The 12,923-nt window shown below is 53.1% G+C and carries 6 protein-coding genes and 2 rRNA genes; all 8 read right to left on the reverse strand.

Annotated elements, in window-relative coordinates; genetic code table 11:
• Nucleotides 1-136: 136 nt before the first annotated feature.
• The 8 genes from ABIE48_RS22910 to ABIE48_RS22945 all read right to left on the reverse strand — a co-directional run bounded on the left by ABIE48_RS22910 (nucleotide 137) and on the right by ABIE48_RS22945 (nucleotide 12,893).
• Nucleotides 137-3,067, reverse strand: a 23S ribosomal RNA gene (locus ABIE48_RS22910).
• 366 nt (nucleotides 3,068-3,433) lie between these two features.
• Nucleotides 3,434-4,986 (reverse strand): 16S ribosomal RNA (locus ABIE48_RS22915).
• The 16S and 23S rRNA genes sit together here, the layout of an rRNA operon.
• A gap of 548 nt (nucleotides 4,987-5,534) precedes the next feature.
• Nucleotides 5,535-7,574, reverse strand: a complete 2,040-nt coding sequence (locus ABIE48_RS22920) for a LysM peptidoglycan-binding domain-containing protein (RefSeq protein ID WP_192717240.1) — start codon at nucleotides 7,572-7,574, stop codon at nucleotides 5,535-5,537.
• A gap of 168 nt (nucleotides 7,575-7,742) precedes the next feature.
• Nucleotides 7,743-8,627, reverse strand: coding sequence for a branched-chain-amino-acid transaminase (gene ilvE / locus ABIE48_RS22925; RefSeq protein WP_076174439.1), 885 nt, complete (start codon nucleotides 8,625-8,627; stop codon nucleotides 7,743-7,745).
• A 3-nt stretch (nucleotides 8,628-8,630) separates the two neighbouring features.
• The gene (gene pheA, locus ABIE48_RS22930) at nucleotides 8,631-9,527 is read right to left on the reverse strand and encodes a prephenate dehydratase (RefSeq protein ID WP_145029081.1); all 897 of its coding nucleotides are present in this window, start codon (nucleotides 9,525-9,527) and stop codon (nucleotides 8,631-8,633) included.
• Between the two features lie 4 nt (nucleotides 9,528-9,531).
• Complete coding sequence (thrB, locus tag ABIE48_RS22935) at nucleotides 9,532-10,491, reverse strand: homoserine kinase (protein ID WP_192717241.1); 960 nt, start codon at nucleotides 10,489-10,491, stop codon at nucleotides 9,532-9,534.
• A complete protein-coding gene (gene thrC / locus ABIE48_RS22940) occupies nucleotides 10,488-11,558 on the reverse strand; it encodes a threonine synthase (protein ID WP_192717242.1) in 1,071 nt (356 codons plus the stop codon). The genes thrB and thrC overlap by 4 nt, the downstream gene beginning before the upstream one ends.
• Before the next feature lie 48 nt (nucleotides 11,559-11,606).
• A complete protein-coding gene (locus tag ABIE48_RS22945) occupies nucleotides 11,607-12,893 on the reverse strand; it encodes a homoserine dehydrogenase (protein WP_076174430.1) in 1,287 nt (428 codons plus the stop codon).
• Nucleotides 12,894-12,923: the final 30 nt, after the last annotated feature.

A 12,923-nucleotide genomic window follows, 5' to 3' on the forward strand; every position in this document is an offset into this window, starting at 1 on the left:
CAATTTTGACTCCCTGAAAACTAGATACGAAACGAATCTGTGTTTTATCTTCGTAGCTTCACCCGGTTTGTATCCCGGGGTCCCCGAAAAGTAATCGGTGTTGTTCCAACGCTTCACGTCACTTTTTGGGGTAATTTTGGATAAGCCCTCGACCGATTAGTATTGGTCAGCTCCATGCATTGCTGCACTTCCACCTCCAACCTATCTACCTCGTCGTCTACAAGGGGTCTTACATACTGGGAAATCTCATCTTGAGGGGGGCTTCACGCTTAGATGCTTTCAGCGCTTATCCCGTCCGTACGTAGCTACCCAGCCATGCTCCTGGCGGAACAACTGGTGCACCAGCGGTACGTCCATCCCGGTCCTCTCGTACTAAGGACAGCTCCTCTCAAATTTCCTACGCCCACGACAGATAGGGACCGAACTGTCTCACGACGTTCTGAACCCAGCTCGCGTACCGCTTTAATGGGCGAACAGCCCAACCCTTGGGACCTACTTCAGCCCCAGGATGCGATGAGCCGACATCGAGGTGCCAAACCTCCCCGTCGATGTGGACTCTTGGGGGAGATAAGCCTGTTATCCCCAGGGTAGCTTTTATCCGTTGAGCGATGGCCCTTCCATGCGGTACCACCGGATCACTAAGCCCGACTTTCGTCCCTGCTCGACTTGTAGGTCTCGCAGTCAAGCTCCCTTCTGCCTTTGCACTCTTCGAATGATTTCCAACCATTCTGAGGGAACCTTGGGGCGCCTCCGTTACTCTTTAGGAGGCGACCGCCCCAGTCAAACTGCCCACCTGACACTGTCCCCATACCGGATTACGGTACCAGGTTAGAACCTAGATACGATCAGGGTGGTATCCCAACGGCGCCTCCACCCAAGCTGGCGCTCAGGTTTCAAAGGCTCCCACCTATCCTGTACAGATCGTACCCAAATCCAATATCAAGCTGCAGTAAAGCTCCATGGGGTCTTTCCGTCTTGTCGCGGGTAACCTGCATCTTCACAGGTATTAAAATTTCACCGGATCTCTCGTTGAGACAGCGCCCAAGTCGTTACGCCATTCGTGCGGGTCAGAATTTACCTGACAAGGAATTTCGCTACCTTAGGACCGTTATAGTTACGGCCGCCGTTTACTGGGGCTTCGGTTCACAGCTTCGGGATTGCTCCCTAACCGCTCCCCTTAACCTTCCAGCACCGGGCAGGCGTCAGCCCGTATACTTCGCCTTGCGGCTTCGCACAGACCTGTGTTTTTGCTAAACAGTCGCTTGGGCCTTTTCACTGCGGCCCCCTCGTGCTATTCACACTACCGGGGCACCCCTTCTCCCGAAGTTACGGGGTCATTTTGCCGAGTTCCTTAACGAGAGTTCTTCCGCGCGCCTTAGAATTCTCTTCTCGCCTACCTGTGTCGGTTTGCGGTACGGGCACCTTCACCTGGTTAGAGGCTTTTCTTGGCAGTGTGAGATCATGACCTTCGGTACTGTAATTTTCCCTCCCCATCACAGCCCAGCCTTAATAGTGTGCGGATTTGCCTACACACCAGCCTCACTGCTTGGACGAGCATCCATCAGCTCGCGTCACTACCCTCCTGCGTCACCCCATCACTCATAACGGTTATACGGTGGTACAGGAATTTCAACCTGTTGTCCTTCGATTACGCCTGTCGGCCTCACCTTAGGTCCCGACTTACCCTGAGCGGACGAGCCTTCCTCAGGAAACCTTGGGCTTTCGGCGGATCAGATTCTCACTGATCTTTTCGTTACTCATACCGGCATTCTCACTTGTATACGCTCCAGCACTCCTTACGGTATACCTTCAACGCTGTATACAACGCTCCCCTACCCCTGATGCAAAGCATCAAGCCATAGCTTCGGTGGTGTGTTTAGCCCCGTTACATTTTCGGCGCAGAGTCACTCGACCAGTGAGCTATTACGCACTCTTTCAATGGTGGCTGCTTCTAAGCCAACATCCTGGTTGTCTGTGCAACTCCACATCCTTTCCCACTTAACACACACTTGGGGACCTTAGCTGATGGTCTGGGCTGTTTCCCTTTTGACAATGGATCTTAGCACTCACTGTCTGACTCCCGGTTACAAGTCTATGGCATTCGGAGTTTGACTGAGCTTGGTAACCCTTGCGGGCCCCGCACCCAATCAGTGCTCTACCTCCACGACTCTATTCACCGAGGCTAGCCCTAAAGCTATTTCGGGGAGAACCAGCTATCTCCGAGTTCGATTGGAATTTCTCCGCTACCCCCACCTCATCCCCGAATTTTTCAACATTCGTGGGTTCGGGCCTCCAGTGCGTGTTACCGCACCTTCACCCTGGACAGGGGTAGATCACACGGTTTCGGGTCTACGTCCACGTACTCATTCGCCCTATTCAGACTCGCTTTCGCTGCGGCTCCGGCTTCTCACCTTAACCTTGCACGGGAACGTAACTCGCCGGTTCATTCTACAAAAGGCACGCCATCACCCATAAACAGGGCTCTGACTTCTTGTAAGCACACGGTTTCAGGTTCTATTTCACTCCCCTTCCGGGGTGCTTTTCACCTTTCCCTCACGGTACTGTTTCACTATCGGTCGCTAGGAAGTATTTAGCCTTAGCAGATGGTCCTGCCAGATTCATACGGGGTTTCACGTGCCCCGCACTACTCGGGATCCGTCTCGGAGGGAACTGACTTTCGGCTACAGGGCTTTTACCTTCTATGCCGGGCCTTTCCAGACCTCTTCGCCTAACCAATCCCTTTGTAACTCCATGTGAGACGTCCCACAACCCCGGCCAGCAAGCTGACCGGTTTAGGCTGTTCCGCGTTCGCTCGCCGCTACTGACGGAATCACTCTTGTTTTCTCTTCCTCAGGGTACTTAGATGTTTCAGTTCCCCTGGTATGCCTCACCATAACCTATGTATTCAGTTATGAGTGACTGACTATTACATCAGCCGGGTTTCCCCATTCGGACATCCCCGGATCAAAGCTTGCTTACAGCTCCCCGAGGCAGTATCGTTGTTCGCCACGTCCTTCATCGGCTCCTAGCGCCTAGGCATCCTCCGTGTGCTCTTAGTAGCTTAACCATAATGACTCCTATTTTGCCCGATTCGTTTTCTTGTTTTGCGCTGCGCGCAAAGCCAAAGGCACTCATCGTTCAAAACACTCGTCTGCTACTTTTTACTTCTTGGTCTTTCAATGAAGACACAAGCAGCTAAAAGGATATTTCTAAAACGCAGATTCGTTTCGTTATCTAGTTTTCAAGGATCAAATCATCCAGTCTCGCGACCGGACTTATATCATACCAAATCCCGAATCGCTTGGCTACAAGCAAGTTCTGGAAATCGCATGCGAGAGTTTGAACTCTCAAAACTGAGCAACGAGTGAGTAACTAGCCGACCCGGCTAGATTTGTATTTGAATGCTTCCATCGCAGGAAGCGATTCTCCATAGAAAGGAGGTGATCCAGCCGCACCTTCCGATACGGCTACCTTGTTACGACTTCACCCCAATCATCTACCCCACCTTCGGCGGCTGGCTCCTTGCGGTTACCTCACCGACTTCGGGTGTTGTAAACTCTCGTGGTGTGACGGGCGGTGTGTACAAGACCCGGGAACGTATTCACCGCGGCATGCTGATCCGCGATTACTAGCAATTCCGACTTCATGCAGGCGAGTTGCAGCCTGCAATCCGAACTGAGACCAGCTTTGATAGGATTGGCTCCACCTCGCGGCTTCGCTTCCCGTTGTACTGGCCATTGTAGTACGTGTGTAGCCCAGGTCATAAGGGGCATGATGATTTGACGTCATCCCCGCCTTCCTCCGGTTTGTCACCGGCAGTCATTCTAGAGTGCCCACCCGAAGTGCTGGCAACTAAAATCAAGGGTTGCGCTCGTTGCGGGACTTAACCCAACATCTCACGACACGAGCTGACGACAACCATGCACCACCTGTCTCCTCTGTCCCGAAGGAAAGGTACATCTCTGTACCGGTCAGAGGGATGTCAAGACCTGGTAAGGTTCTTCGCGTTGCTTCGAATTAAACCACATACTCCACTGCTTGTGCGGGTCCCCGTCAATTCCTTTGAGTTTCAGTCTTGCGACCGTACTCCCCAGGCGGAATGCTTAATGTGTTAACTTCGGCACCAAGGGTATCGAAACCCCTAACACCTAGCATTCATCGTTTACGGCGTGGACTACCAGGGTATCTAATCCTGTTTGCTCCCCACGCTTTCGCGCCTCAGCGTCAGTTACAGCCCAGAGAGTCGCCTTCGCCACTGGTGTTCCTCCACATATCTACGCATTTCACCGCTACACGTGGAATTCCACTCTCCTCTTCTGCACTCAAGTCACCCAGTTTCCAGTGCGAACCAAGGTTGAGCCTTGGCCTTAAACACCAGACTTAAATGACCGCCTGCGCGCGCTTTACGCCCAATAATTCCGGACAACGCTTGCCCCCTACGTATTACCGCGGCTGCTGGCACGTAGTTAGCCGGGGCTTTCTTCTCAGGTACCGTCACTCCGATAGCAGTTACTCTATCGGACGTTCTTCCCTGGCAACAGAGCTTTACGATCCGAAAACCTTCATCACTCACGCGGCGTTGCTCCGTCAGGCTTTCGCCCATTGCGGAAGATTCCCTACTGCTGCCTCCCGTAGGAGTCTGGGCCGTGTCTCAGTCCCAGTGTGGCCGTTCACCCTCTCAGGTCGGCTACGCATCGTCGCCTTGGTGAGCCGTTACCTCACCAACTAGCTAATGCGCCGCAGGCCCATCCGCAAGTGACAGATTGCTCCGTCTTTCATCATCCCCTCAGGAGAGGAAATGAGATATCCGGTATTAGCTCACGTTTCCGTGGGTTATCCCGGTCTTGCAGGCAGGTTGCCTACGTGTTACTCACCCGTCCGCCGCTAACCATCAGGAGAGCAAGCTCTCCATCAAGTCCGCTCGACTTGCATGTATTAGGCACGCCGCCAGCGTTCGTCCTGAGCCAGGATCAAACTCTCCAAGAAAGTTGATATAGCTCATTTTGAATCTGACGAGATTGATTTAATCTCAATCGCTCCGGTCATAAGACCATCGCGTTTATACTCACTCGTTGTTCAGTTTTCAAAGATCAAATTTCGTTTCGTTACCACTCAGTGTTTCAGCAGCAACTCTTATAATATATCACAGACTCGATAGATTTGCAAGACTTTTTTTGAAGAAGTTTTTTTCTATCAAATCTCATTTTACCCGACCTGCTAACTCGTTAACTCGGCCGGACTTATAATTTATCACAGTTCTCACTACTGCCGCAACACACAAAATATTCCATCCAATATTCATACTATACTTTTACCCACAACAAAATAAATTCTAGCATATTTCAAGCATCTTTTTCATATATTCATACTAGTTCTTTTATAAAATTAATACAGCATTCATAGAGTTCAAACCGCCATTAAGCGGAAATGCTCTTGCTAAAGAATGGTTACAGTGATACGAACCTCACTCAATTAAAAGCAGGCATTCCGGCGTTCACCTCGAAATGCCTGCTTCTGCTCAAATTGACCTGCTATCATCCATTAATCCATGGGTTTTTACGCGGTCTGTCAGCAACTGTGCTTTTTCTTTCCTTTTTAGCGGCGGGAGCTTTCGATTTATTTACCTTTGCTTTATCCTTCGGATCGCTGATCTTTTTGGATGCAGTCTCATCAGCCGCAGGCTCAGACTCCTCTACCTCGGATGTCTCATGGACCGCCGCCTCATTGATGGTAGCTGTCGCTTGGGCCACCTCTTCCCCAATCGGGGCTGGGTAGGCAGGCGCCGGGTTACGGTCCCAGTACGCCGCGTTCTCGGCGGCCCCTACAAAAGGGGCGTTGGGCCCTGCATGATCATAGGCTCCCAGCGTCGAGGGAAACCCCATTCCATAAGGTGACGGGTAGCACCAATCATATGGAGTGGGATAAGCATGATGCGGATAGGCGTATGCCGGATCTACTTCTGGATAATGAGTCATCGGTGCGTAATTCGGATAAGCTTCGGCTGGAGATACCATCGGCATTTGATTCGGATAGGCCGCTGCCGGAGATACCATCGGCATTTGATTCGGATAAGCTTCGGCTGGAGATACCATCGGCATTTGGTTCGGATAGGCCGCTGCCGGGGATACCATCGGCATTTGATTCGGATAAGCCTCCGCCGGAGATACCATCGGCATTTGGTTCGGATAAGCTTCGGCCGGAGATACCATCGGCATTTGGTTCGGATAAGCTTCGGCCGGAGATACCATTGGCATTTGATTCGGATAGGCTGCTGCCGGACTTACTTGAGTATTCGGAAACATGGCATTCGCGTTTGGATATGCTGCTATCGGCTCACTATAAGGCTGAGCGTAGAACGGATCTACTCCCGAATACGAAGATACCACTCCTTGGCACCCACATGGACTATACGGCGCAATTCCAGCGTGAACCGGATGATAAAACGCCGGCTCTACACTGTGCGGAAACGCCTCATTCGGCTGGTAATGGGCCGGCCCCACATGGATGGGCTCATAAGCGACCGGATGCTCGTGATTTTCCCAATGCGGCGCATAGGCAGGGGACACACTTGTCGGATAAGCGTTGGGACCCGGTTCATACTCGGTACCCTGAACGATTCCCGGATAATAAGGTGTTTTCTGCTTGTTTTCTTGCATGGCGTGCTGCAGGTTTGCGTTCTCGGCATTCGGCATGTCGTGATAGGAAGCCACTTCGTGCACGGGACCCGGGTACTGAATAAAGAGGTTATGCGTAACTTCGCTGTAAATGGTCTCTTTGCTGTAGGTCGGCTTCTTCTCGGCTGCCGGCATCACGTTCGGTTGATTTTCCACCGCAGGCATGATATTAGGTTTGTTCTCCATGATAGGCATCACATTGGGCTGGTTTTCGGCAGCAGGCATGATGTTAGGCTGGTTTTCCGCTATGGGCATCACGTTTGGAAAGGTGTAATTCGGCGAGGTCATTTCCGGCATTTCCTGGTTCATCGACAGGTTGGGGAGCGGGGGTGGAGACGGTATGTTCGGCAGCTCGGGAAGCTGCTGCGGCAGCACCTGGGCATTGTTTTCTTCCTTATTTTCTTCCATAGGCGCGGTAAGCTCTTCTTTATTCGGTTTTTCCGCCTCTTCCGGCTCCACGTTCTCCTCAATCGGTGCCGTCAGTTCTTCTTTGGGACCGGTATATGTTTTGTTGCCGGGGATCGTTTTGGCATTCGCATTCCCGTCTACACTCTCTGCTGTGACGCCACCGACTTTAGGTATGTTGACCACTTCCCCCACAAGGAGCGCGTTCGGATTTTTGAGCTGCGGGTTGGCGTCGATCATATCCTTGAGCGTCACACCCCAGGCTTTGGACAATTTCCAAAGGCTGTCTCCCTGCTTGACGACATGCTTATGGATGATTTGATCGTTGTTTGGAACCTGTATCGGTTCCGCAGGAATTTTGACTTTCTGTCCGACCGTTAGCTGGTTTGGATCGGAGATTTGCGGGTTGGCGTCGATAATTTTTTGCAAAGGAACGCCGTATTTTTTCGAAAGCTCATATAATGTGTCGCCACTTTTGACCATGTGTATTTTCACGCGGCAAATACCTCCTAAACTTCTTGTAGGCGTGGGTTCGCCTCCATTCGTTACTACATCTTATGCAGGGGATAGGCGGATGACATCCCTTTAGACAAAAAAATCCTTCCACGAAGAAGATCGTGAAAGGATTTTAGAGAAAAACAGGTCATAAAAAGGCTGTCGGAATCAGGATTCCCAAACTTTGTAGCCGTCCTGCGTAACGATTTTCCGGAATTCTTCAAGAAGCTTCAAAGTGACCGGTCCAGCCTGTCCCTGTCCGATGACGCGTCCGTCGATTTCGCGGGCGGCGATGACTTCGGCAGCGGTTCCGGTAAAGAAAACTTCGTCGGCAATGTACACGTCGTGCATGCTGAACGGTTCTTCCTTCAGCTTGTAGCCCAGCTTCTCACAGAGCTCGATAATCGCCATGCGAGTAATGCCTTCCAGTGCTCCAAGGTAGCAAGGAGGAGTGTAGACGACACCGTTTTTAACGAGGAAAATGTTGTCGCCCGATCCTTCGGTCACATAACCCTGCGCGTTCAGCATGATCGCCTCGTCTGCTTCCGCGAAGTTCGACTGGATTTTGACCAAAATGTTGTTCAGGTAGTTCAGGGACTTAATCTTCGGATTCAGTGCATCAGGCAGGTTGCGGCGCTGCGATACCGAGACCGCTCTCAGTCCGTTCAAATAGGCTTCCTCCGAATAAATCGCCAGCTGCTCCACAATAATAAGAACGGTTGGCTTCGGGCAGCGTCTAGGATCCAGGCCCAGGTTCCCCACACCGCGCGATACGATCAAACGGATATACCCGTTGCGCATATCATTCCGGCGAATCGTTTCCGCCATGGCGTCGCGCATTTCCTCGAAGGACAGCGGGATGACCAAATCGATCGATTTGGCGGAATCATACAGGCGGTCCAAGTGCTCTTTGCATTTGAAAATGTTACCCTCATAGATTCGGATTCCTTCAAAAATGCCGTCCCCATACAGGAAGCCGTGATCAAACACCGAAACTTTCGCGTTTTCTTTCGTTACAAATTCTCCATCTAGGTAAATCCACTGTTCTGACATCTGTTACCGCACCTCCGAATTTTGTTCCTGATCCTGATAAGTAAAGCTCGGGTAAGATCCCAGCACGCGTACCTGGCAGCCCAGCGCTTCGATCTCGCCGAAGGCCGCCGTCAGCAGCACCGAGTCCACGGATTCGAGCACATCGATATAAAAGTAATAGCTTCCCAGCTTTTTCTTGGTTGGTCTGGATTCAATCCGCGACAAATTCAAACGCCTCCAAGCAAAAGCTGCAAGCACCTGATGCAGCGCTCCCGCAAAATCCTCGGGCAGCGTCACCAGCACGCTCGTTTTTTGCTGTTCAACCGGCCGGTTGAGCGGCGGAAGTTCCTCATGGCCGATCAGTACGAACCGGGTAAAATTGTTGTCATGATCGGTAATGCGTTTGGCCAGCACGTCGAGCCCGTGAGTAGCCGCTCCGAGTGTTGTTCCGATGGCGGCCCAGCCTTTGCCCGGATTGGCTTTGACGATGCCTACGGCTTCGGTTGTGCTGCCTGCGTTGATCAGCTCGGCCTGCGGAGCATGCTGGCGGATAAACTGCTGGCACTGGGCCGTGGCTACAGGATGAGACAAAATTTTCTCTATCCGGCTGTAATCGATCTCCCCTGCCTCGGACATAAACTCTTGGCGGTCACCGATCAAATTCTGGATCGACGGATAGACCCACTCCACCCGCATTGGAATGTCGACTTCATTCACCAACCAGTCCATATGCAGGCTTACCGAGCCCTCAATCGTGTTCTCGATCGGAATGACGCTATAATCGGTTTTTCCCTGAGCCGTCGACAAAAACACGTCGGAAATCAGCTTATGATAGACCAGCTCCACCGGCTCATCCCCGAGCAAATACGCGACGGCCTCGTGCGACACCGACCCTTCCGGCAATAATGCAATTCGTTTCATGCGCTTACTTCCCCTTTACCATATCCATAAATGAACGGGACGGCATCCCGGAAATCTCAACGACTCCTTCCACGTCGGGAAGCAGCCATTTGGCGGATGCGTTGATGCCCTCAGCCCTCATCGTATTCAGGAGGAAGGCTTCCAGTTCGTTCTTTCTGGATTGTTGGCGGTCCACCAAAGCGAGCAGCGTGGGACCCGCACCGCTCAGCGCCACCCCAAGCGCGCCGTGATTCCCCGCTTCCTCCAAAATCCGGGTCATGCCCGGAATGAGGGGAGCCCGGTACGGCTGGTGCAGACGGTCCGACATCGCTTTTCCGATGAGGTCCAACCGGCCGCCGGCCAGCGCTCCGACCAAAAAGGAGGCCCGACTTACATTATACACCGCATCCTTACGGCTGATATGATCCGGCAAAACTTTCCTGGCTTCCGAAGTCTGCAGCTCAAAATCCGGGACGACGACCAGCACTTCCAGATCTTTAGGCGGATCGAAGCGGATGCATTCGGCATGAACACCGTCCCAAATCGCCGTAATGATGCCGCCATACAGAGAAGCCCCGACATTATCGGGATGGTCCTCGATCCCTGTGGCCATATCAAACAACTCCGCTTTGCTCAGCGGTGACCCGATGAGTGCGTTGGCCGCAGCCAATGCCCCGACAATCGCCGTGGCGCTGCTTCCCAGCCCACGGGTCAAGGGGATGTCGGAATACATGGATATTTCGAGCTCGGGCACTTGAACTCCCGCCCGCTCGAACACCTGCTGCGCGACTTGATACAATAGATTGCTTTTATCCCGGGGAATTCCCTGCATTTCGTCTCCGTACAAATGAAATACGGTATGCTCCGCTTCCTTCATCTCGATCCAGGCGTACAGCGACAAGGCCATGCCCAGCGTGTCAAAGCCCGGCCCGAGATTCGCGGTACTGGCAGGAATTTTCACCCGTACCCCGTCAGGCTGAATCATACCCGCTCCTCTTCCAGCTTCGCGATCGCCTCCATAACGGCTTCCTCCGTATCCGGAACGACGATAGGCTCAGCGTTGACCGTTTTCAGCGCCACGTTCGGGTCCTTCAGTCCGTTCCCGGTCAGGACGCAGACAACCGTCTCTCCACCTTTGAAAAATCCTTCGCGCTTCAGCTTGTACACCCCTGCTACCGATGCGGCGGAAGCCGGCTCGGCAAAGACGCCCTCACGTGCGGCAATGGTGCGGTATGCGCTCAGAATCTCATCGTCAGTGACGTAATTAATCTGACCGTTGGATTCCTCCGCCGCAGCAACAGCGGTCTTCCAGCTGGCCGGATTGCCGATCCGGATGGCGGTTGCGACCGTTTCCGGTTCGAGAATCGGCTCGCCCTTCACGATGGCCATCGCGCCTTCGGCTTCGAAGCCGACCATGCGCGGCAGTGAGGAGGCTTTGCCGGCTGCGTTGTATTCCTTGAAGCCCTTCCAGTACGCGGAAATATTGCCTGCGTTGCCTACAGGAATGGCCAGCACGTCCGGTGCTTTGCCCAGCTGGTCCACCACTTCGAATGCGGCCGTCTTTTGCCCTTCAATGCGGAAAGGGTTGACGGAGTTTACGAGCGTGATCGGATGCTTGGCCGTAATGTCGCGCACGATCTCCAGAGCCCGGTCAAAGTTGCCTTCAATGGCAATGACCTTGGCACCGTAAATCATGGCCTGTGCCAGCTTGCCGAGCGCAATGTTGTTGTTCGGAATGAGAACGATGCAGTTCAAGCCGCCGCGCGCCGCGTAGGCCGCCGCTGCAGCCGAGGTGTTGCCCGTGGAAGCACACATGATCGTACGGCTGCCTTCCTCCATAGCCTTGGCAACAGCCATGACCATGCCGCGGTCTTTGAACGAACCGGTCGGATTCAGCCCTTCATATTTAAAATAAAGATCGAGTCCAAGCTCCTCCGACAAATTTTCGGCGCGGATCAGCGGGGTGTTGCCTTCCTTCAGCGTCAGGAGAGGCGTATTGTCGTTCACGGGTAAATATTCCTTGTACGTTTGCAGTAAACCTTGGTATGGCATCGTAAAACTCCTTTTCTGTATTCGAGGTAGTTATTTGAATGGGCGGGGTTACCCCTCAACCCGGTATACGCTCTTGATTCTGCGGATGACGTCCAGCCCTTCAAAATGCTGCAGCACTTTATCCATGCTCGCTTTGTTGGCTTGATGCGTCACGATGATGATCTCCGCTTCGGGATTGTGCTCGTTCGGCTGCTGTACGACCGATTCCAGGCTGACTCCGAATTCGGCGAACACCTGCGTAATTTTGGCGAGAACACCGGCTTTGTCGTCAACGTGAAGCAGGATAAAGTTTTTGTAACTGATCTGTTCATCGGTCTTCAGCTTCTTCGGCTTGTAAGGAACGATCGCTTTCAGGCCGTTGACGCCCAGTCTAAGGTTTTTGATGACGGCCATCAGGTCGGCCACAACGGAGGTAGCCGTCGGCATTTCGCCGGCGCCGGCGCCGTAGAACATCGTCTCGCCGACCGCTTCCCCGTACACATATACGGCATTGAAGACGCCGTTCACAGCGGCGATCGGATGCCCTTTACGCACCATTGTCGGCTGCACGCTGATGCTGAAATGATCGTCCTGCCGGTCCGCTATGCCAAGCAGCTTCATTTCGTAGCCAAGGCGTTTGGCATACGTAATGTCTTCCTTGGTCACCTGCGAGATGCCGCGCACGCTGACGTCCTTCAGCTCGATGTTGGAGCGGAAGCCGAGCGTGCCCAGAATCGCCATCTTGCGGGCAGCGTCCAAGCCTTCGACATCGGAGGTCGGGTCGGCTTCGGCATAGCCCAATTTTTGCGCTTCTTCCAGCACATCCTCATAGGACGCGCCTTCCTGGCTCATTTTGCTCAAAATATAGTTGGTGGTACCGTTCACGATCCCCATGATCTTCAAGATGCGGTCCGAAGAAAATCCTTCGATCAGCGTCCGGATAATCGGAATGCCTCCCGCCACACTCGCCTCATAAAAAACGTCGCACTGCTTCTCCTGAGCCTTGGCCAAAATCTCCGCTCCATGCAGCGCCATCAGGTCTTTGTTGGCCGTGACGATATGCTTGCCGCGCTCCAGCGCCTCCAAAATGTAGGACTTCGTCTCATCAATGCCGCCCATCACCTCGACGATGACGTCGATTTCCGGGTCACGGATGACATCCCACGGATCTTCTGTCAATTTGCCTTGATCAACGGCCACGCTGCGCGTTTTCCCGGAGTTCTTCACCGCGATCCTTTCGATGACGACCGGAGAGCCCACCTGGCTGCTCAAATCCTCCTGATGGCCTTCCACGATCCTGACGACCCCCGTACCGACCGTGCCCAGACCCAACAATCCAACTTTAACCGGCTTCATTCTCATACCTCCCGTGAATCTCCAAATAAC

It is taken from the genome of Paenibacillus sp. OAE614, assembly GCF_040546645.1.
GTDB lineage: Bacteria > Bacillota > Bacilli > Paenibacillales > Paenibacillaceae > Paenibacillus_AQ > Paenibacillus_AQ favisporus.

Excerpts from the sequence above, each read along its gene's own strand:
- thrB (WP_192717241.1), bottom strand. The coding sequence starts at position 10,491 with ATGATTCAGCCTGACGGGGTACGGGTGAAAATTCCTGCCAGTACCGCG.
- thrC (WP_192717242.1), bottom strand. The coding sequence starts at position 11,558 with ATGCCATACCAAGGTTTACTGCAAACGTACAAGGAATATTTACCCGTG.
- ilvE (WP_076174439.1), bottom strand. The coding sequence starts at position 8,627 with ATGTCAGAACAGTGGATTTACCTAGATGGAGAATTTGTAACGAAAGAA.
- pheA (WP_145029081.1), bottom strand. The coding sequence starts at position 9,527 with ATGAAACGAATTGCATTATTGCCGGAAGGGTCGGTGTCGCACGAGGCC.
- ABIE48_RS22945 (WP_076174430.1), bottom strand. The coding sequence starts at position 12,893 with ATGAAGCCGGTTAAAGTTGGATTGTTGGGTCTGGGCACGGTCGGTACG.